This is a genomic window from Leisingera sp. ABD4_442, from assembly GCF_056160905.1.
On sequence record NZ_JBSWYB010000040.1, the window covers coordinates 1 to 19,499 of the forward strand.

A 19,499-nucleotide genomic window follows, 5' to 3' on the forward strand; every position below is an offset into this window, starting at 1 on the left:
CTCGGTGAAACGGCTCTTACGCATTCGTCTGCTCCTACATAGGTTGGGCAGACTCTACTTCATGGTGAGGGATTTTGCGGGGGGCAGGTCACCGTTTGAGTTGAAAACTGTTTTTCCTACGGAGTATTTCATGTCGGCAATCGAACGTTCGCGTGCACCGAGCACGCGGTCACTGGCTCCCTTGCCTTCGTCGATCTCTCCGGCAGCCTCCATTTTGAGAAGTGATGAGAACAACCAAACCAGCGAATGCGCGTCGATTAGCCTGACGGTTTCTAGGCCAGTTTCAGCCTTTATGGCGACACGGATTTTTGACAAGGTATCGGTGTACGCTTTGTAGTTCTCCCAGCTGCACTTGCCTCTTGTGCGCAGGTCTATACCAATCGCCTCAAAAGCCCTGTCAAAGCCTGTGGGCTGTATCGGCATGAAGCAGTCCAAATCTTTTAGGAAGAAGAGATACGCGAGCAGTGGGTACTTCCCGCCGGTCGCGTTTTTCAGAGCTTCAAAGATCGCTGCCTCATCTGCCTCTGCTTGGAACAGCTTGAAGATCAAATCTTCCAAGTGCCGGAGCCCGATGCCGGAGGTCTTTGCTTCTAATAGAGCGCAGTGATCGCGGTTGGCGTGACCGAAGCGATTCTGCCAAAAGACAAGATCGTTGTTTAGGTCCCCATGGGATGCTTGGATTTCAATTGCATCGATTGTCTGCTTGATGATCTTACCGCAACCGATATCTTCCTCTTTCCAACTGCTACTCTTCAGTTGCGCAAGAGCATGGTCTCTTAGGCGCGGCTTGTAACTCTCCCAAGCGGCAATCAATCCCTCGTCAAAACCTTTGAAACGATCGCCGGAAAAACGCTCCAGCAAGTCCTGGAAGCGCGCGAAAGCTGGAGCAAAGTCGAAGTCTTCTTCGCCGCTGAAGCTGTGCAGGCTGAATGCTTCACCAAGAGGTCGATCGACAAATTCAGATTTGAGCGGCGGCTCACCAAACACGGGAATCTCTGTAACCCTCAATGCAAGAGCCCGCTCAACCTCATCGGGCTCTAATGCCGGGCTCCATGCGGCAATTGCCCGTCCCTTCTCAGGTTGGTAGGTTCGAAAGGCAATCTGATCCAGCCGCACCAGTTGCGTCACGCGCCAACCTCGTCGAACAGGAAGGGCGAAAGTCCACTTGTCTTCCCAGCCATTTTCGCGCTTGCGCTGCATTCCCTTTTCAGAGGCTTTGTCGATGTCGCCGATCGGTGTGGTTTCGATCTGTAGGAAGCCCAAGACCCGCAATATGTCAGACGAAGCAGTGCTTGCGGAACCAGCGCCATAGATCATGATGAGGTCACCGGAAGTAGCCTTAGACAATATGTGCGTTCGATTGGCTTCCTTCGACCAACCGATATATCCATCTTCTTCGGGAGAAAACCCGAAGAAAGACCTGAGCCAGATATTGGGCAGTCTTGCTTCCATGCCGTTCTGCATAACCTCCCTTATTGCCTCAGACACGAGGCTGACCTTTCAGTTTACTCAAAGCACTTCGCGCTGTGCCGATTGTGCCTTTGAAGGTTTTCGTGGACGTCCATTTCCGCCAACCAGTTATTCGCTCACAATTTTGACGACCTCAACAAGTGGACGGCCCATAGCGGATGAGGTGGGTGGCTCCTGCTCCACCGGCATCGAATGTGCCAAAATGCAGTTATCATCGACTGCTAGGAAAGGAGCCGCCCAATGACAGTAAAGACCGTAGGTCTGGATCTGGCCAAGGATGTTTTTCAAGTGCATGGCATTTCGGAGAATGGTCGGGCTATCTTCAACAAGTCCATCAAGCGAGCGAAACTGCTTAGCTTCTTTGAGACGCTTCCACCGTGCAGGGTTGGCATGGAAGCCTGCGGCTCGTCCCATCACTGGGGTCGCGAGCTGCGCAAATTGGGGCACGACGTGAAGCTCATGCCCGCCGGATACGTCAAACCCTACGTGAAGCGCGGCAAGAACGACGCTGTGGATGCTGAAGCGATCTGCGAAGCGGTTCGACGCCCGACCATGCGCTTTGTCGAGATCAAGACAGAGGAACAGCAGGCCATTCTGTCAATCCATCGCACGCGTGATCTGGCGGTCCGTCAGCGTACGCAGATGGCCAACATGATCCGCAGTCTTTTGCGCGAATTTGGGCACATTTTGCCCATTGGGATCGAAGCCGTGACGGCTTTTGCAAAGCGTCACCTTGATGGCGACCAACCAGAGTTGCCGGAGATCGCGAACGGCATGCTTGGCATACAGTGCTATCAATTCATCGGCCTGAACGCGCGCATCGATGGATATTCCAAGATGATCGAACAACATGTCCTGCTGAATGCAGATGCGCGCAGATTGATGCGCATGCCTGGCATCGGCCCGATCACGGCTTCAGCGATTGCCGCCACGATTGGCGATGCAAAACAGTTCCGGACCGGACGCGATCTGGCAGCTTGGCTCGGACTGACCCCGCTGAACAAGTCCAGCGGTGGCAAGGAACGTCTTGGCAAGATCACGAAGCAGGGTGATCGCTACATTCGCAAGCTGTTGGTCGTAGGCATGACATCTCGCGCCGTGATGGCGAAACGCTCACCAGAAAAGGTTGATCTCTGGACGGCTAAGATCATCGCAGACAAACCATTCCGATTGGCAACAACCGCCATGGCCAACAAGGCCGCTCGGGCTATCTGGGCGATGCTCACGAAGAAACAGGAATACCGGCAGCCTGCGTTCTAACCGCGCCGCCTGCCCACGAGATGCAAGACGTTGAAGTGATGATGCGGAATTAAGTCAACCAAGAGCAAGGACACTCCGGGAAGGTCCGCGGCCCTCAGAGGTCGATAAGCCGAATGGAACCTCGCTCGCGGAATTCATCAGGGCCAGTGGCGACAACGTCGCCACACAAACAGGCTGCGTATTCCGGGCGCATGCGCCCGGTGATTCCGATCTGATGCGCCCACCCATTCCGATTTTATCCGCCCATCGATTCCGGGGTATGCGCCCACCCCTCTGACGTGTTGCTGCGAGGCGATCTGCAGCCCGCTACCTTGCCGTTCTTTTGGGACCGGAGGGAGCGCGATGAAGAGATTGCCAATGCGGAAGATACGAGACGTACTGAGACTTTCAGCCGAAGGCCTATCGACCCGCCAGATGGCGTCGAGCCTGGCGATTGGCCGCACGACCCTGCGGGGATACCTGGATCGCGCCCGCGATGCTGGCTTGAGCTGGCTGCTGCCGCCGGAGATGTCCGATGCGGAACTCGAGGAGCGGTTGTTCGCCGCGTCTGCTCGTGCCAGCCAGCGCCGTACATTGCAACCAGACTGGTCCTATGTCCACCGAGAGTTGCGCCGCAAGGGTGTCACGCTTTCCCTTCTGTGGGAGGAGTACCGCGAGGCCCATCCTGACGGCTATGGTTACAGCCGCTTTTGCGAACTCTATACCCGCTGGGAAGGCAAGCTGTCGCCGGTGATGCGCCAGCGCCATCCCGCAGGCGAGCGGCTGTTCGTCGACTATGCCGGTGCCACGATTGACGTGGTCGACCCCGAGACCGGCGAAGTGCGCGCCGCGCAACTGTTTGTTGCCACTCTCGGCGCTTCCAACTTCACCTTTGCCGAGGCGACCTGGACCCAGACGCTGCCGGATTGGATCTCCAGCCACGTGCGTGCCTTTTCCTTTATGGGGGGCGCGGCCGCCCAGGTGGTGCCCGATAATCTGCGGGCTGGCGTCACCAAGGCCTGCTTCTACGATCCTGAGGTCAACCGCACTTACGCGGATCTGGCCGCGCACTACGATACTGCCGTGGTGCCCGCGCGGCCGCGCAAACCAAAAGACAAGGCGAAGGTCGAGAGTGCTGTCCTGCTGGTCGAACGCTGGATCCTGGCGCGGCTGCGCAACCGGCAATTCTTCAGCCTTGAGGAAGTAAACGCTGCCATCCGCCCGTTGCTGGACAGGCTCAACAGCAAGGTCTCCCGCCACCTTGGCGCCAGCCGCCGGCAGCTGTTCGATCAGTTGGACAGGCCCGCCTTGAAGCCGTTGCCGGCGGAGCCCTACGTCTATGCCGAATGGAAGAAGTGCCGCGCAGGGATCGACTACCACATCGCAATCGGACGGCATTACTATTCCGTGCCGCACCAGTTGGTGAAGAAAGAGCTGTGGGCCCGCATCACCGGCCGCACGGTGGAGGCCTTCCATTGTGGACAACGCGTGGCTTCGCATGTCCGCACCTCCGGCAACGGACAGCACTCCACTCAGCGGGATCATATGCCCGCCCATCACCGGTTCCGCGAAGATTGGACGCCGCAGCGTATCCATGCCCGGGCCGCCCGTGTGGGCCCCAATGTGGCGATCTTCACCGAGGTGGTGATGCGCGGGCGCAAGCACCCCGAACAGGGTTACCGCACCTGCCTGGGCGTGATCCGGCTGGCCGACAAGTTCGGCCGGAACCGCCTCGACGCTGCCTGCAAGCGGGCGCTCGAGATCAACACCCGTTCCTATTCATCGGTCCATTCGATCCTGAAGAATGGGCTGGAGCGCAAGCCCCGCACCCGCGCCACGGAGGAGCCTGCAATCACCCACCCCAACATCCGCGGCGCCGACTACTTCCATTGAAAGGATATTTATGCTGACCCACCCAACCCTCGACCGCCTGAAAGCCCTGCGCCTTGATGGCATGGCAGAAGCCTTTGCCGAATTGCAGGCGCAGGACAGAGCCGCCGATCTGACCCACGCCGAATGGCTGGGCCTGCTTGCCGACCGCGAAGCCGCCAGCCGCGAGACCAAGCGCTTTGACGCCCGCATGCGCGCGGCCAGGTTGCGCCATGTGGGCGCCTGCCCGGAAGATGTCGATTATCGCGCCCCCCGCGGCCTCGACAAGGCGCTGTTCAAGAGCCTGCTCACGGGCAAGTGGATCGCCGAAAAGCGCAATCTGATCATCACCGGCCCGTGCGGGGTCGGCAAAACGTGGCTGGGCTGCGCTCTGGCGCAGACCGCCTGCCGCGATGGCGTCACCGTGCTTTACAAACGCCTGCCGCGCCTCTTCGAGGAGCTCGAAATGGCCCATGGGGATGGCCGCTTCCCCCCGCCTGTTCCGTAGCCTCACAAAAGCTCAGTTGCTGATCCTCGATGACTGGGGGCCGGACCGGCTAACCGCACCGCAGCGCCGCGATCTGATGGAGATCGTCGAAGACCGCTACGGCCGCGGCTCAACCATGATCACCAGCCAACTGCCCATCAAGGCATGGCACGATATCATCGGCGAACCCACATTCGCGGACGCTATCCTCGACCGCATCGTTCACAATGCATACCGCCTCGAACTCGAGGGGCAGTCTATGCGCAAGACCATCGCCAAAATGGATGACGGGACACCCCAAACCTGATACCTCGAAACCTATGCCTCACGGCAACGCGTCAAAGGTGGGCGAATAGCCCGGAACAGGTGGGCGCATGTTGTCGGAATGGCTGGGCCGATCCTCCGGAATACGCAAACAGGCCGGACAGACGACAGTACTGACTAAAATACCCGCAAATATCACCAAAACGCTTGCTATGCAGGAGCCACCCACAGATGTCCTTGGAGATCTTGGCAAAGCCACCGCCGCAGCAGCCGCAGGCCATCAGGCCGGAAAACAAGGTCTTGGGGCGGCGCCGGTCCCAGACCGGCACATTGGTGCCCGCGGTCTTCAGTTCGCCCTGGCGGGCCCGGACCGCATCCCAGAGATCCTGTTCGACGATCCGCAAATGCGGGACGTCGGTGACTGTCCAGTCGCTTTCCGGATTCAGGCGGGAGATGCGGTTTCCAGTTTGGGGGACCTTTACGTAACGCAGCCGGTTCCAGATCAGCCGTCCGTTGTAGAGCTCATTGTTCAGGACGCCGATGCCCCTTTGGCGGTTGCCATGGATGGTGGAGGCGCCCCATTGGCGGCCGGAAGGCGCAGGCACGCCTTCAGTATTGAGCGCCTCTGCGATCTTATTGGGGGACAGGCCCTTGGCATAATCCTGAAAGATCCTGTGCACGATCTTGGCCTCATTCGGGTTGATCTCGCGCTCGCCGCGGATCAGTTCACCATCCGCTCCGACCTGGTTCCTGATACTATAGCCGTAGGACTTTCCCCCGGCGGACTTCCCTTTCAGTGCCCTTCCCTTGAGGCCGCGGCGGGTTTTGTCGGCGAGATCCTTGATGAAGAGAGAGTTCATTGTCCCTTTGAAGCCGACATGGAGGAGATCAATCTCGCCTTCCGAAACCGTAAAGATCGGCACATCCAGGAAGTTCATCTGCTTGTAGAAACTAGCCGTATGCTCGAGGTCCCGCGCAAGGCGATCCAGGAACTCGGTCACGATCACGTCGAAGGCGCCGCCACTTGCGTCTTGCTGCAAGCGCTGAAACTCGGGCCGGTGCTGTGTCCGGCCGGAGACCACGTGGTCGGAATAGTTTCCTTCAACAATCCAGCCACGTGCTTAGATCATGCTGCGGCAGAGGCGAAATTCATCCTCGATCGAAGTGTCGCGGTGCAATTGCGTTGAATAGCGGGCGTAGATGGCAGCTCTGAGCTTGGGCTGGGACACGGCGGTTCTCCGGTGGTTTGATGTTAACCGAAAAAATTGCCGTCCTGGTGGTCGGATTTTGCGCCGCCGTTGACAGGTACTCTTCTCTGCCATTGCTCTGGCTGCAACGGTCATCTGCTGGCTCTGAAACTCAAAGTGTTCAGACTCTGAGCCACTACTGCTTCCGAGGAAAGGGGACGGAAGTTGGCTCGGAATCGGTAAACGGACGAGGATATCCCGCAGCTTTTGCGGGAGGTTGAACGGAAGTTGGCGGATGGCAGCGAAGTGCGCAGTGCTTGCCGTAGTGCCGGTGTTAGCGATGCGACCCTCTACACTTGGCGGCGCCGGTTCGATGGCATGGGCAGGTCTCAGCTGTCGGAGCTGCGCAGCCTGGAGAAAGAGAACGCCCGGCTGAAGAAGACTATGGCAGAGCTTGAGCTGGACAAGCTGATCCTCAAGGAAAGCCTGAGCTACCTAAAGCAGAAAGCCTGACGCCGAGCCAGCTTCGTCAGGCTGTCATTCACTCGCGTCAGTCTGGACCCGGATGCGTTCCGAAGACGTCCTGGAGGTGCTCTGCGGCATGTTTCTTCGCCACGGGAAGCCAGAGTTCGTCCGCAGCGACAACGGCCCGGAGTTCGCGTCTCAGGCGACCCAGAGCTGGCTCGAGAAAGTTGGCGTGAACCCGATCCGGATCTATCCGGGATCCCCTTGGGAGAACGGGTACAACGAGCGGTTCAATGGCACTCTCCGCCACGAGGTTCTCAATGCGGAATGGTTCACAACAACCAAACAGGCCCAGGCCGTCATCAATTGCTGGCTCAGACAAAACAATCAAACCCGCCCGCATCAGGCACTTAAAATGCGCCCGCCAGTGCTCGAAACTGAACTTCGAATTGGCAGATGGAAATGAGCCGGACAGGGCGGCACTAAATCGTGACACGTCCAAAGCTGATGCTTGATGGCTCCGAACTTCAGCTACTTTTGTTGATCCTGCGTACCTTATTGGGAACCCACTTGGACGGCACTTTGCTCAGATTGAATTTTGTCGACAGCCGCGGCATAGGCACCAGCCTTAGATGTCGATAGCCTCGCAGCGACCAGGGCCTCCGCCATGCCGACGGCACAGGAAACACCGTCGATCACAGGGATGCCAAACTCCTCAGATAGCATTTGCATCAGGTCTGTCATGCCAGCACATCCCAGAACAATTGCCTCGGCTTTGTCTTCAGTAATGGCTGCCGCAATCACTGACCGGATTTCCTCAAGGCTGCCAGGGTCGTTTTCTTCCAATTTGAGAACAGGAATATCGGTTGCTCTGATGCTGGCGCATTTCGCCTCCAGCCCATATCGTTTGACATTGTCCGAAATGCCAGCGACCGAGCGGCTGAGGGTCGTTACAACAGAGAACCTATGTGACACCATGGACGCCGCATGATAGCCAGCCTCACCAATGCCGATAACCGGGACGTCAAACAGGCAGCGCAAAGCATCAAGCCCGGTGTCGTCAAAACAGGCGATGATCACTGCGTCGGCATCCTTGTGTCGCCGCGCCTCGTCCAGCAGGCCGGGCAGGCAGGCCGCGACGTCATAGAACCCTTCGATGCTGTAAGGGCCGGATTTCGAATTCGTCGCCACGATATCAGTGTCCGGCCGGGCCACGTTCAAGGCAGTCGCTTCGGCCTTGCGTGTCATCGAGGCCGTGGTGTTCGGGTTGATCAAGAGTAGTTTCATGCCATTCCCTCACACATCGCCGCCAAGGTAGGCAGCCTTGATCCGGTCATCATGCAGCAGTTCTTTAGAGGTGCCTTCGATCACCACATTGCCGGTGCTCATCGCGTAGGCTCGGTGCGAGATCGACAGTGCCATACGCGAGTTCTGTTCGACCAGAAGCACGGAAACCCCTTCATCGCGGTTGATCGCCACGATAGAGCGGGCGATGTCTTGCACCAGCTTGGGCGCGATGCCCAGCGAAGGCTCATCAAGCAGCAACAACCGGGGCTTCGCCATCAGCGCGCGCCCGATCACCATCATCTGCTGTTCGCCCCCTGAAAGCGTGCCAGCCGACTGAGCGTATCGCTCCTTGAGCCGGGGAAAGCGTTCCAGCACGCCGTCCAGCGTTTCCCGCACCCCCGAACTCTTGCCGCGGGTAAAGGCCCCCATCAGCAGGTTGTCCTTGACGGTCATGTAAGGGAACACGCGGCGGCCTTCGGGCACCATGGCGATGCCTCCTGCCACGATGTCGGCGGGATTGCTGCCATCAATCCGTTGCCCTTCGAAATGCACGCTGCCCGAATGGAGTTTCGCCAGCCCGGTTACTGCCCGCAGGATCGAGCTTTTGCCCGCACCATTGGCCCCGATTAGCGCGACGGTTTCGCCTTTTTCCAGATCAATGGACACGCCTTTAAGCGCATAGACGTGATCGTAGTAGAGCTCAACATCCTTGAATTCCAACATCCTGCTCATGGCTTACATCCCAATCTCGTCATCGGCGCTGCCCAGATAGGCCTCGATCACGCGTTCGTCGTTCTGGATCTGGGCGGGGGTGCCCTCGGCGATCATCTCGCCAAAATTCAGCACCACGATCCGGTCGGAAATCTTCATCACCGCCGGCATGTCATGTTCCACCAGGAGCACGGTCACGCCGCGTTCGTCGCGGACCTTGCGCACCAGATCGACCATGGTCATGGTTTCGTCGTGGTTCATCCCGGCAAAGGGTTCGTCCAGCAAGAGCACGCTGGGATCGGTGGCCAGACCAATGGCGATCCCCAGCGCCCGCAGATTGCCCTGGGGCAGGTTTGACGCCTGCTCTGCCGCGATGTCGGACATGCCCAGGAATTCGATCAGCTCGTCAGCGTAACGACCAAAGTTTTCGACATCCTTATGCGCCGCAGCCGATCCCCAGAAATACCCCGCCAGCGACGCCTTGGCCCGCAGATGCTGGGCCACGATCACGCTTTCCCGCACGGTCATGCTTTTGAAGATCGTGGTTTCCTGAAAGGTGCGCACCACGCCCTTGCGGGCCACGGTGTGGGGTTTGAGGTTGGAGATCCGCTCTCCCCGGAATAGCACCTGCCCGGATGTGGTGGGCAGGAAGGAGGAGATCATCTTAAACAGGGTGGATTTCCCGGCCCCGTTCGGCCCGATCACCGACAGGATTTCGTTTTCCTGCACCTCGAAACTGATGTCGCTATTGGCTGTCAGACCACCGAATTTCTTGGTGACGTTCTGAACCTGAAGAAGTGCGCTCATTCGCCCGGCTCCCCGATTTTAGAGGCGGGTTTGCCCCCGGTTTCGCCTTTGGACGACAGACCCGGCAGTTTCAGGCTCAGCAAGCCATTGGGCAGAACCAGCATCAGCAGGATCAGCAGGCTGGAATAGATCAGCATCTGATACTTGCCGAATTCAAACAGCAGGTCCCAGCCGAAATACAGAACCAGCGTGCCCAGCATCGGTCCGAACACATAGCCAAGGCCGCCCAGGAAGCAGTTCAGCATGAAGTTGACGCTGTCTGCGACCTGAAAGCTCGACGGGTAAACCGACTGCGCGATCGACCCGAACATCGCCCCGCCGATGCCGCCAAAGAAGGACGAAATCGCGAAGATGATGATGCGCACGTAGGAAATATTGACGCCGATGGAACTGGCGAGCTCTTCGTTCTGCTGCATCGACCGGCACAGATGGCCCAGACGCGAATTCACCAATCGGTAAAGCGCGGCGTAGGTCAGCACCATCAGCACGCCGGTGGTGTAGTAAAAGGCGACCCGCGGGTTTTCCAGCGCGGCGAAATCCGGGACCAGGGTTAGGCCAAAGATTGACAGCTCACCCGGCAGCGGGATCGAGGTGATGCCCTTGGCCCCGTTGGTGATCGGCAGCGCCAGCGCGGTCAGGGTAAAGACCTGGGTCAGCACCAGCGTGATCATAGCGAAATAAACGCCGCGCAACCGCAGGATCGGCAGGCCGATAAGCACCGCGACTCCCGCGGCGAACAGCCCTGCCAGCGGCAGCGACAGCCAGAAGGACATACCCGCCTTGGTCACTAGAATGGCAGAGACATAGGCCCCCAGCAGCGCGAACGCTCCCTGCCCGATATTGATGCGTCCGATGTAAAAGGTCAGCCACACCCCGGCGCTGGCGATGGCCAGCAACCCGACCGAGGTGAGGGTAAAGAACAGGTCGGTCCGGCCCAGGGCTGCGATGGTTGCCGGAACGATCACGAACACGGCTACGAGGAAGGACGCGATCCCGGCCCATTGGAGTTTGGAAAGGTTCAGCATCCGCTCATCCCCACGGCTTGCCCATCAGCCCCTGCGGGCGGAAGGCCAGGAAGATCATCAGCGACACAAAGATCAGCAGGTAGGTGATGTCGCCATATTGCGAGAGAACGGCCAGCCCGATGGCTTCGAGAAAGCCCAGAATGATGCCGCCCGCAATAGCGCCCGAAATCACGCCCGCGCCGCCGATCATCACCATCATGAAGGCCTTAATCGAAGTCGGCCCGCCCATGCCCAGATTTACACCCGTGATGGTGACCAGCAACCCGCCAACAAGCCCGGCCAGCATCGCGCCCAGGGCGAAACCGATCATCGAATAGCGGTCGACATTCACGCCCATCAACTGCGCCGCGGTGCGGTCCTGGGCCAACGCACGCAGGGCGCGGCCGGTCTTGGAATACTGCATGAACAGGATGAAGCCGATGATGGACAGAATAGCCAGAACACAGATCAGGATCCGGTCATAGGGCATGATCAGGCGGAAGTCCCAGTTGAACACCCCATCCACGATCTTGGGAACGCCGCGCTGCTTTTCCCCGAACAGCAGCAGGATCACCGCGTCAAAGAAGAAGGCGAGCCCGGCAGCAAGCAACATGGTGCTTTCTTCTCGCGAAGACCTTTTGATCACAGGTGCGAAGAGGAACTTTTCTATCAACGCCCCCAATATAAAAAGCGTCACACAAGACATAAGCAGCCCTAGGACAAAGGGGAAACCCAACTGCCCGTAGAATGTGTAGGTGACGAAGCCACCTAGGACATACATCTGGCCATGCGCAAAATTGAGCACATTCATCAGTGCAAAAATGAGGGTCAGCCCCAGAGCGATCATCGCATACTGCGCACCCAGATAAACCCCGTTCGCAAGTATCTGTTCCATACCGTTCCTGCCGGTTTAGAGTGGCTCCGGGCCAGCTGTGTAAGCGGTCCGGAGTTCAGTTTTTCCAGTGAAAGTTGAGGTTCACCGTTTAACCTGAGTTAGTCTACTTCGGCCACGAACAGGGTTTCGAACGCCCCGTCCTGATAGACATTCACAACCAGCGGCACGGCAACTTGACGCTTTTGCCCAAAGGAAGAAGTACCCACATAGCGCAGCTTGGCATCGCCCTTCATGTAGGGATTAGGCGCCTCGAACGTGTCCATGGTGGTTTGGAAGACGCCAACATCGTCGATGCCCGCCGGGTTAGCCTTTAGCGTTTCAAGGATATATTCCAGCGCATAGACTTTGGTATTGGACTCATCATTGTATTCACCAAACATGTCGGTGTAGCGCTTCACGAATTCCTTCATCGCGTCAGAAGCCAATTCAGGTGTTGAAGCGCCGCCGACCGAAATGAAACCATTGGCCAGATTGCCTGCCCCTTCGCGCAGCACTTGTGCATCCTGAGCTGTTTCAGTGGAAATCAGTCCCTGATATCCCAGCTCCCGGGCCGAACGGATCAGCTGCGGCGCACTAGCTGGCGAAACGCCAGACAGAACCAACAGATCCGGGCGGGTGCGCATGACAGGTGTCAGAACCGGAGTAAAATCGGTAGTGTCGACTTGATAAGTGACGTTGTCCGAAACGACCTCCAGTCCCAAGGCCTTAGCTGCGGCAACGCCACCGTCACGCTGGCTCAGCGGGTCAGATTCATTGGCTGCGATGAAGGCGACGGTTTTGACACCTTTCTTTTCCATCAGGTGTTTGTAGATCGCGGGGCCCGACTGGTAATTCGCGACCATTCCCAGAACCGCGTTTGATGCAGGGGCGGTATAAAGTTCTTTCGGGAAGGCGTAGGGAAAGTACATGATTCCATTGGCCTCGGCCACAGGGCGGACGGCGGCGGCGCCATCATCCACGTTGGGACCGACCACATAATGGATGCCTTCCTGGGCCATCTTCTCCATACCCGCAATCGCGCGCTTGGGATCCTTTTGGTCGTCAAAGGATATGATCTCGATGTCATATGTGGTGCCGCCGATGGTGTAGCCACCCTCTTCGTTGATCCAGGCCGCCCGCGCTTCCATCGAACGCTGGTTGGAAATCCCCCAGGCCGCAGCCGGGCCACTGGTCACGCCGACAAACCCGATTTTCAAAGTCGGGTTTTCGGCAAATGCGCCAGTGCCGGCAAATGCGGATATGGTGGCAGCAGTCACTGCAGATAGAAAAAGAACTCTGCGTTTCATCATCTTTCCTCCGTTGAACTTCATCCGGCACCTGTCGCACCAGATTGACCAGACCACATTCTTACGTTGGTAGGCTTGTAACAGAGAACGATTGTTAACAATCTATGTCAACGATTACTGAAGCTGCTGTTGGCAATATTTTCGGTTTTCGCTGACGCAACATCGCAGTATTGTCAGCGTAATGGGGGGCAAATGTGGCAAGTGACGGAGCGCAAAGCCTTGGTGGTGCAGAATATTCACGATGCTGACTCGGCGATGGACGATGAACAGAAAATCGTCGACCGGATCTTTGGTGCTGTCATGCAGCAAACACTGGCTCCCAATACCAAACTAAGCGAATCGACCATTTGCGAGAGTTTCGGCGTTGGCCGGATGAAGGCCAGGCGAGCACTTCTGCTGCTTGCAAGCCAGGGAATCGTTGATCTCAGATCCAATCGCGGGGCTTTTATAGCCAGCCCCGATCAGAAGGATGCTGACGAGATTTTCGAGGCCCGAATTCATATCGAGCCAAGCCTGACTGCGCAGGTTGCGAAGGAGGTCGACGAACAGGGGCTAAAATTGCTGAGAGCGCATATTGCAAAAGAAGGCAACGCGCGACAGGCCGGTGACCGTCAGGAAATCATCAGGTTGTCCGGTGAATTCCACGTTCTCGTCGCTACAGTGTCAGGCAATCTTTTTTTAACACGGACACTTAGAGAGTTAGTGACACGTACCTCTCTTATCGTAGCTATGTTCGGGGCAGGCCGCCCGTCTTGCTGCCGCGACGATGAACACAAGCGGCTTCTTGAAGTCATTGAAGCCCGCGACGCCGCTCGTGCTTCGGAACTTGCCCGAGAGCATCTTGAACATATCAAACTGGATCTCGACTTCACACAAAAACACAAGACCGAGCCGGATCTGGTCAACTTGCTGAAGGCGAGATAATAGTTCTGCGCTTACGTCTCGCATAGGGCAGTACCGGCTCGATTTGACCCGGAAATCACCCTTCCAGAACTGCATATCTTGAGCAGCATTGGTGCAGAGACTGCTTTCACAGCGCTCTGCCCGCACGTAATGCACCAATGGCCCAAAGCCAAGGGGGGCGCAGTGAGACGGGGTGGTAGCCCGGGCGGGGAGGCGTAAGCCTGACGAATTGTTCCCGAATGCGTTGAAAGACAAAGAGACATGCGTCTGCATCCCCGGCCGGAGGTCTTGCAAGACGTCGGTCAGAAGGTTCATCCACCCCAGGTGTCTGACAGGGTAAAGCCTTGCGGGAAGGGGTCGCTTGGGTCCAGCCCAATCTGGGTGATTGCATAAATCCAGCACTGGCCGGATACGCGGTTCCGTGTTGCAGCAAAGGGCCCAACGGCAGTTTCGCCAATGAACTCAGTAGTGAACTCTCCGCCGATGATTGAGCGCGAGGTCAGTACATCGCCTGGACTTACGCGGCTCTCAGCATGCTGCACAGCCATGTTCGCATTCGAGCCGGTTCCGCAAGGCGAGCGGTCCGCGCGCCCGGGACGGAGCGTCGTGCATGTTCGTATCACACCGTCGGAATCGGTAGAACGGAACATGACATAGGCCAGGCCGTTGAGAGCAGGTACGGTCGGGTGTGCCGGGTCTTCTCTCTCGGCAATCAGGTTCCGCAGGGCGACCCCCTTCACGGCGAGGTCGCGGGCGTTCTCTGGTGCGATGGTGAGCCCGGTTTGCTCCACATCCACGAGCGCGTAGAACACACCGCCAAAGCAAAGGTCATAGGTAACCGCCCCCCATTCCATCGTCTCGATCACCGCATCTTTTTTGGCGACGAAGGAAGGAGGCATATCGAGCGTGACCTTGGTGACCTTGCCGCCATTGCAAACAGCCTTCGCGCGTACCAGCCCAGCCGCGGTGTCGAGCACCACCATTGTTTCCGACTCAGTCATCTCCTTCATACCGGTTTCCAGGATCGCGGTCACTGCGCACATGGCATTGGAGCCTGACATCGCATGGGCCTGGTCCGGCTGCAGCACAATGAAGCCGGTGTCGGCCTCGGGCGTGGTGGCGGGAGGCAGCAGCACGATGGATCCCGCCGGGCCGGAGCGCGGCTCGGAGCACAAGAGGCGGCGGAGGCTGTCGTCCTGTGTGTTCAGGTAGTCCAGCTTGTCCGCCATCGTGGTGCCGGGAATGTCCAAGACGCCGCCAGTGACGACGCGGCCGATTTCGCCGGCGCAATGCACATCGACGGTTTGCAGGGTACGGGTCCAGCGCATGGGGTTCTCCTGTCAGGCGACGGCTTGGGCGCCGGTGATTTCGACGATGCTACCGCAAAGGTAGCCAGCCTCGTCCGAGGCGAGGAAGGCGGTCAGGGCGGCGATTTCCTCAGGCTCGCCAATGCGGCCATAGGGCATCAGCGCGTTGAGGTCGGCGAGGCTGCGGCCGGAACGGGCCAGGTTGCTTTCCAGCATCGGGGTGCGGACTTCTCCCGGCGCGACGCCGTTCACCCGGATCTTGTCCGGCGCATAGTCGCGGGCGAGGTTCTGGGTGAAGGCCACAACAGCGGCCTTGGTGGTGTTATAGGCGATGTGGCCTGGCGCTGGGTGCAGCCCCCATTGCGAGGCGGTATTGACGATGGCGCCGCCGCCCTGGGCCTGCATCACCGGGATCACCGCCTGGCACATGTGGAACAGCGCATCGATGTTGACCTGGAAGGAGAGACTCCAGTCTTCGGGGCTCAGCTCCATCAGCGCCCCGCGGCGCATCAGGCCTGCGTTGTTGCATAGCACGTCTATGCCGCAGCCCTTGGACGTGAGGCCGGAGACAAAGCTGCGGATGGCCTGGGGATCGGTCAGGTCGACGGCGCTGCAGTCTGCCATGCCGCCATCTGTGCGGATTGCGGCGGCCAGATCCTCGGCGGCGGCGGCATTGGTGTCGACGATCCAGACAAAAGCGCCCTCAGCGGCGAGGCGGCGGCAGATTGCGGTGCCGATGCCGCCAGCGCCGCCGGTGACGATGGCTGTCTTGTTTTCGAACCGGTTCATGCGGTTACCTCATCTGGCTGGCGCCGTTCACATCGAGGACGGCACCGGAAAGGGACGATTGCGAGGGGCGCAGGGCAAAGGCGGTGAGTTCTGCTATCTCTGCGGGTTCGGCCATGCGGCCGATGGGAATGCCCGACAGCGCAGCGGCTTCTCCATGTTCTGCGATGTAGGCCTCGGACATCTCCGTGCGGACCCAGCCCGGGGCGAGGGCGGTGGCGGTGATGTTGTCGGATCCGAAGCCGCCCGCGATGCTTTGGGTCAGGTTGACCAGCGCGGCCTTGGTGGCGCCGTAAGACATCGCCTCGGCCCGGTAGCCGCCCTGGGCGGCGCGGGAGGCCATGTTGATGATCCTGCCGCCGCCATGGGTGCGGAAGTGGGTGATGGCAGCGCGGCAGAGGTCCGCCGCCGCCAGAAGGTTCACCTGCACATCGCGCGTCCAGGTGGCCTGCCATTGGTCCAGCGGGTCATCCACCGAGGACGGCGACAGGATGCCGGCATTGTTTATCAGCGCGTGGATGCGGCCGGCCGCGGCTTCCGCCTTGGCCCAGAGCCGGGAAGGGGCGGCGGGGTCGCTGAGATCAGCAGCGAAGCACATGGCGCCGTTGCCGATCTCTGCCGCCAAAGCCTCTGCCGCCTCGCAGTTGCGGCCATAGTGGAGCAGCACCCGGGCGCCCTCGCGGGCGAGTTCCCGGGCGATGGCGGCGCCGATGGTGCCGGTGGCGCCGGTCAGCAGCACAGTCTGTCCTGTCAGATGCGCCATGGCTCAGCCTTTCAGATACCAGCCCCAGGGTTTGGAGCGGTCGTAGGTGGTGATCTGCTTGGTCTCCAGGTAGTTGTTCAGCCCCCACTCGCCCAGCTCGCGGCCGATGCCGGACTGTTTGTAGCCGCCCCAGGGCGCTTCGGTGAATGTGGGTTGCGAGCAGTTGACCCAGACGATGCCGGCCCGGAAGGCGCGGGCGACGCGGTTGGCGCGCTCCAGATCGTTGGACATCACCGCTGCGCCGAGGCCGAAGCGGGAGTCATTGGCGAGCGCGATGGCTTCTTCTTCGGTCTTGAAGGGGCGGATGCAGACGACGGGGCCAAAGATCTCCTCGTTCCAGATCCAAGCGTCGGTGGGCACGTCGGCAAAGATCGTGGGTTCGACGTAGCAGCCGTGCTCCAGGCCCGCGGGCACGCCGCCGCCGCAGACCAGCCGGGCGCCTTCGGATTTGCCGTGGTCGATGGCGGCGAGGACCTTTTCGTGCTGTCCTTGGCTGACGAGGGGGCCGAGCAGCACGCCGTCTTCCAGCCCGTGGCCGATCCTGATCTTCTGCGCTTCTTCCGCGAGGCGGGCCAGCAGCGGTTCGTAGATGCTTTCTTCGATCAGCACGCGGGAGGTGGCGGAGCAGACCTCGCCCTGGTTCCAGAAGATGCCGAACATGATCCATTCGACGGCCTCGTCGATGTCGGCGTCGCCAAAGACCACCATCGGGGATTTGCCGCCCAGTTCCAGACTGACGGTTTTGATCTCCTGCGCGGCGGTGGCCATGATGCGGGCGCCGGTGGGGACCGAGCCGGTGAAGGCGAGCTTGTCAACGCCCGGGTGTTCGGTGAGCGGCTGGCCGGCCTCGGGACCGAAGCCGGTGACGATGTTGAGGACGCCTGCAGGCAGGCCTGCAGCGGTGGCGATGCTGCCCAGCTCCAGAGCAGTAACCGGGGTGAGCTCGGAAGGTTTCAGCACCATGCAGCAGCCTGCGGCGAGGGCCGGGGCAACCTTCCAGGCGGCCATCAGCATGGGAAAGTTCCAGGGGATGATGGCGCCCGCCACGCCGACCGGTTCCTTCACCGCCTTGGAGGTGAACTCCGCCATCGACAGCTCGATGTCCTGTTCGACGCTGTTGTCGAGCCGCTCGGCCAAGTCGGCGTAGAAGTGGAAACAGCCAGCAGTATCCTCGATATCCCAGACCGCTTCGGGCAGGGGTTTGCCGTTGTCGCGCACTTCCAGGCGGGCGAGCTCATCTGTGCGGCGGGTGATCTCGTCACTCATCTTGCGCAGGATGGCGGCGCGCTCAGCACCGGTCGTGCGCGGCCAGGGGCCGGTGTCAAAAGCGTCGCGGGCGGCCTGAACGGCGGCACCGATGTCTGCGGCACTGCCGCGGGCCACCTGGTGGAAGGTCTCGCGGTTCGAAGGGTCCACCACATCGAACATGGCGCCAGAGGCGGAGGCGGTCCATTCGCCGTTGATGAAGAGCTTGTTTTGCATGTTATTTCTCCGGTGCCGGGCAGTGCCCGGTGAATTTCTAAGCGTCAGAAGCGGTCTGCCCTGTAGGCGTGCATGTCGATGTTGGGCTGGCGTCCGGCGATAAGGCTGCGCACCAGCTTGCCGGTGGTGGCGCTGAGGGTAAGGCCAAGCTGGCCGTGGCCGGTGGCCAGGATCACGTTGCCAGCGCCCGGGGCCGGGCCGATGATCGGTTTGGTGTCGGGCGTCAGCGGGCGGCGGCCGATACGGCGCTGGGCGGGTTCGGTTTGTAGGCCGGGCAGAACGCGCTTGGCCTTCTCCACCAGGATTTCGGCGCGCTTCCAGTTCGGCTGGGCATCAAGGCCCGCAAACTCGATACTGCCCGCGACCGCCAGGCCGCTTTCGTAAGGTGTGATGCCAAACCCGCCCTTGGCATAAACCATGGCGTTGGTCACATCGACGCCGGGGGCCGTGAGGCTGGTCTGGTAGCCGATCACCCCCTCCATCTGGATCGCAACACCCAGATCGCGGGCCAGATCCTTGGACCAGGCGCCGGCTGCCAGGACGTATTGGTCGCCGGTGATGGTTTCGCCGCTGTCCGTGCGGACGCCGCCCGCGCCGTTGCCATTGCGTAGGAAACCAGTGGCCCGGGCGCATTTCACCGTGCCGCCGCGATCTGAAAAGACGCGGTGCAGCTCGGTCACGAACCGTTTGGTGTCCACCACCGACCGCCAATCGCGGAACACCGTGGCGCAGGCGAAATCGCCGGCGATGGAGGGTTCCATCTCCTTGGCCTCGTTGCCGGTGATCTCGTCGATCTGGAAGCCGAGCGCGCGGCGCATGTCGTGGAAATCGCGCTCGTGGCCGAGTTCTTCGGCGCTGTCGTAAAGCTCCATCACCGGGGCTGGGCGGAGCAGAACCGACAGGCCGTAGCGCGCCAGCATGGATTGCAGGTCGGCAAGCGACGGCAGGGTGAGGGCGGCGATGTCCGCGCTGATCGCCTTGATCCGGCTGGCCCGGGCGTTGGCGGCAAAGCGCAGGAACCAGGGCAGCACCCCCAGCGCGGAGGAGGCGCGCAAGGTCAGCGGCCCCAAAGGGTCCAGCAGCCAGCCCGGTGCCTTCATCATGATGCCGGGTTTGGAGAGCGGTATCACCTCGCTGACGGCGATGGATCCGCAGGAGGCCCAGCTGGCGCCCTCGCCCACGGGACCGGGTTCCAGCACGGTGACCTGGTGGCCGTCATCCTGCAGCTCCAGCGCGCAGGAGATGCCGACAACGCCGCCGCCGATGACCACGATATAGCTCATGTTT

General features: G+C 60.0%; 17 protein-coding genes and 2 pseudogenes. 6 read left to right on the plus strand and 13 right to left on the minus strand.

Annotated elements, in window-relative coordinates:
- Positions 1-54 precede the first annotated feature (54 nt).
- Positions 55-1,452, minus strand: a complete 1,398-nt coding sequence (locus tag ACXAHG_RS20320; RefSeq protein WP_475060242.1) for a hypothetical protein — start codon at positions 1,450-1,452, stop codon at positions 55-57.
- Between the two features lie 258 nt (positions 1,453-1,710).
- Here ACXAHG_RS20320 and ACXAHG_RS20325 point away from each other — a divergent pair, with 258 nt between their 5' ends.
- The 3 genes and pseudogenes from ACXAHG_RS20325 (at position 1,711) to istB (ending at position 5,372) form a co-directional block, all read left to right on the plus strand.
- The gene (locus ACXAHG_RS20325; RefSeq protein ID WP_475039390.1) at positions 1,711-2,730 is read left to right on the plus strand and encodes an IS110 family RNA-guided transposase; all 1,020 of its coding nucleotides are present in this window, start codon (positions 1,711-1,713) and stop codon (positions 2,728-2,730) included.
- A 342-nt stretch (positions 2,731-3,072) separates the two neighbouring features.
- Positions 3,073-4,602, plus strand: a complete 1,530-nt coding sequence (istA, locus tag ACXAHG_RS20330; protein WP_475060244.1) for an IS21 family transposase — start codon at positions 3,073-3,075, stop codon at positions 4,600-4,602.
- 10 nt (positions 4,603-4,612) lie between these two features.
- Positions 4,613-5,372: pseudogene (gene istB, locus ACXAHG_RS20335) on the plus strand (IS21-like element helper ATPase IstB).
- Positions 5,373-5,403: 31 nt separating this feature from the next.
- Here istB and ACXAHG_RS20340 read toward each other — a convergent pair.
- Positions 5,404-6,438 carry a recombinase family protein gene (locus tag ACXAHG_RS20340; RefSeq protein WP_475060290.1) on the minus strand — a complete coding sequence of 345 codons (1,035 nt, stop codon included), beginning with the start codon at positions 6,436-6,438 and terminating at the stop codon, positions 5,404-5,406.
- Positions 6,439-6,783: 345 nt separating this feature from the next.
- Between ACXAHG_RS20340 and ACXAHG_RS20345 the strand changes: the two genes are divergently transcribed.
- Both ACXAHG_RS20345 and ACXAHG_RS20350 read left to right on the plus strand, forming a co-directional pair.
- The gene (locus tag ACXAHG_RS20345; protein ID WP_475039386.1) at positions 6,784-7,029 is read left to right on the plus strand and encodes a transposase; all 246 of its coding nucleotides are present in this window, start codon (positions 6,784-6,786) and stop codon (positions 7,027-7,029) included.
- Positions 7,030-7,078: 49 nt separating this feature from the next.
- A pseudogene (locus ACXAHG_RS20350) lies at positions 7,079-7,447 on the plus strand (integrase core domain-containing protein); the annotation flags it as partial.
- Between the two features lie 89 nt (positions 7,448-7,536).
- Here the strand turns inward: ACXAHG_RS20350 and ACXAHG_RS20355 are convergent.
- The 6 genes from ACXAHG_RS20355 to ACXAHG_RS20380 all read right to left on the minus strand — a co-directional run bounded on the left by ACXAHG_RS20355 (position 7,537) and on the right by ACXAHG_RS20380 (position 12,971).
- Complete coding sequence (locus ACXAHG_RS20355; RefSeq protein ID WP_475039384.1) at positions 7,537-8,268, minus strand: aspartate/glutamate racemase family protein; 732 nt, start codon at positions 8,266-8,268, stop codon at positions 7,537-7,539.
- A gap of 9 nt (positions 8,269-8,277) precedes the next feature.
- Positions 8,278-9,000 carry an ABC transporter ATP-binding protein gene (locus ACXAHG_RS20360; RefSeq protein WP_475039382.1) on the minus strand — a complete coding sequence of 241 codons (723 nt, stop codon included), beginning with the start codon at positions 8,998-9,000 and terminating at the stop codon, positions 8,278-8,280.
- A gap of 3 nt (positions 9,001-9,003) precedes the next feature.
- Complete coding sequence (locus tag ACXAHG_RS20365) at positions 9,004-9,786, minus strand: ABC transporter ATP-binding protein (RefSeq protein ID WP_475039380.1); 783 nt, start codon at positions 9,784-9,786, stop codon at positions 9,004-9,006.
- The gene (locus ACXAHG_RS20370; RefSeq protein WP_475039378.1) at positions 9,783-10,811 is read right to left on the minus strand and encodes a branched-chain amino acid ABC transporter permease; all 1,029 of its coding nucleotides are present in this window, start codon (positions 10,809-10,811) and stop codon (positions 9,783-9,785) included. The genes ACXAHG_RS20365 and ACXAHG_RS20370 overlap by 4 nt, the downstream gene beginning before the upstream one ends.
- A 4-nt stretch (positions 10,812-10,815) precedes the next feature.
- Entirely contained in the window at positions 10,816-11,685 is an 870-nt protein-coding gene (locus ACXAHG_RS20375; protein WP_475039376.1) for a branched-chain amino acid ABC transporter permease, read from the minus strand.
- Between the two features lie 98 nt (positions 11,686-11,783).
- The gene (locus ACXAHG_RS20380) at positions 11,784-12,971 is read right to left on the minus strand and encodes an ABC transporter substrate-binding protein (RefSeq protein ID WP_475060247.1); all 1,188 of its coding nucleotides are present in this window, start codon (positions 12,969-12,971) and stop codon (positions 11,784-11,786) included.
- Positions 12,972-13,163: 192 nt separating this feature from the next.
- On the opposite strand from ACXAHG_RS20380, the gene ACXAHG_RS20385 reads away from it, so the two are divergent.
- Positions 13,164-13,895 carry a GntR family transcriptional regulator gene (locus ACXAHG_RS20385; protein ID WP_475060249.1) on the plus strand — a complete coding sequence of 244 codons (732 nt, stop codon included), beginning with the start codon at positions 13,164-13,166 and terminating at the stop codon, positions 13,893-13,895.
- Positions 13,896-14,185: 290 nt separating this feature from the next.
- On the opposite strand, the gene ACXAHG_RS20390 is transcribed toward ACXAHG_RS20385, so the two are convergent.
- The 5 genes from ACXAHG_RS20390 to ACXAHG_RS20410 are packed head-to-tail and all read right to left on the minus strand — an operon-like array spanning position 14,186 to position 19,495.
- On the minus strand, positions 14,186-15,202 hold the full coding sequence (locus ACXAHG_RS20390) for a proline racemase family protein (RefSeq protein ID WP_475060251.1): 1,017 nt from the start codon (positions 15,200-15,202) through the stop codon (positions 14,186-14,188).
- A gap of 12 nt (positions 15,203-15,214) precedes the next feature.
- Positions 15,215-15,970 (minus strand): SDR family NAD(P)-dependent oxidoreductase, encoded by a 756-nt coding sequence (locus ACXAHG_RS20395; protein ID WP_475060254.1) that lies wholly within the window; start codon positions 15,968-15,970, stop codon positions 15,215-15,217.
- 4 nt (positions 15,971-15,974) lie between these two features.
- The gene (locus tag ACXAHG_RS20400; RefSeq protein WP_475060256.1) at positions 15,975-16,730 is read right to left on the minus strand and encodes an SDR family NAD(P)-dependent oxidoreductase; all 756 of its coding nucleotides are present in this window, start codon (positions 16,728-16,730) and stop codon (positions 15,975-15,977) included.
- Positions 16,731-16,733: 3 nt separating this feature from the next.
- On the minus strand, positions 16,734-18,212 hold the full coding sequence (locus ACXAHG_RS20405; RefSeq protein WP_475060259.1) for an aldehyde dehydrogenase family protein: 1,479 nt from the start codon (positions 18,210-18,212) through the stop codon (positions 16,734-16,736).
- A gap of 44 nt (positions 18,213-18,256) precedes the next feature.
- Complete coding sequence (locus ACXAHG_RS20410; RefSeq protein WP_475060261.1) at positions 18,257-19,495, minus strand: NAD(P)/FAD-dependent oxidoreductase; 1,239 nt, start codon at positions 19,493-19,495, stop codon at positions 18,257-18,259.
- Positions 19,496-19,499: the final 4 nt, after the last annotated feature.

Excerpts from the sequence above, each read along its gene's own strand:
- ACXAHG_RS20365 (WP_475039380.1), bottom strand. The coding sequence starts at position 9,786 with ATGAGCGCACTTCTTCAGGTTCAGAACGTCACCAAGAAATTCGGTGGT.
- ACXAHG_RS20355 (WP_475039384.1), bottom strand. The coding sequence starts at position 8,268 with ATGAAACTACTCTTGATCAACCCGAACACCACGGCCTCGATGACACGC.
- ACXAHG_RS20395 (WP_475060254.1), bottom strand. The coding sequence starts at position 15,970 with ATGAACCGGTTCGAAAACAAGACAGCCATCGTCACCGGCGGCGCTGGC.
- ACXAHG_RS20380 (WP_475060247.1), bottom strand. The coding sequence starts at position 12,971 with ATGAAACGCAGAGTTCTTTTTCTATCTGCAGTGACTGCTGCCACCATA.
- ACXAHG_RS20320 (WP_475060242.1), bottom strand. The coding sequence starts at position 1,452 with ATGGAAGCAAGACTGCCCAATATCTGGCTCAGGTCTTTCTTCGGGTTT.
- ACXAHG_RS20410 (WP_475060261.1), bottom strand. The coding sequence starts at position 19,495 with ATGAGCTATATCGTGGTCATCGGCGGCGGCGTTGTCGGCATCTCCTGC.
- ACXAHG_RS20385 (WP_475060249.1), top strand. The coding sequence starts at position 13,164 with ATGTGGCAAGTGACGGAGCGCAAAGCCTTGGTGGTGCAGAATATTCAC.
- ACXAHG_RS20325 (WP_475039390.1), top strand. The coding sequence starts at position 1,711 with ATGACAGTAAAGACCGTAGGTCTGGATCTGGCCAAGGATGTTTTTCAA.
- ACXAHG_RS20370 (WP_475039378.1), bottom strand. The coding sequence starts at position 10,811 with ATGCTGAACCTTTCCAAACTCCAATGGGCCGGGATCGCGTCCTTCCTC.
- ACXAHG_RS20360 (WP_475039382.1), bottom strand. The coding sequence starts at position 9,000 with ATGAGCAGGATGTTGGAATTCAAGGATGTTGAGCTCTACTACGATCAC.
- ACXAHG_RS20400 (WP_475060256.1), bottom strand. The coding sequence starts at position 16,730 with ATGGCGCATCTGACAGGACAGACTGTGCTGCTGACCGGCGCCACCGGC.
- ACXAHG_RS20390 (WP_475060251.1), bottom strand. The coding sequence starts at position 15,202 with ATGCGCTGGACCCGTACCCTGCAAACCGTCGATGTGCATTGCGCCGGC.
- ACXAHG_RS20405 (WP_475060259.1), bottom strand. The coding sequence starts at position 18,212 with ATGCAAAACAAGCTCTTCATCAACGGCGAATGGACCGCCTCCGCCTCT.
- istA (WP_475060244.1), top strand. The coding sequence starts at position 3,073 with ATGAAGAGATTGCCAATGCGGAAGATACGAGACGTACTGAGACTTTCA.
- ACXAHG_RS20375 (WP_475039376.1), bottom strand. The coding sequence starts at position 11,685 with ATGGAACAGATACTTGCGAACGGGGTTTATCTGGGTGCGCAGTATGCG.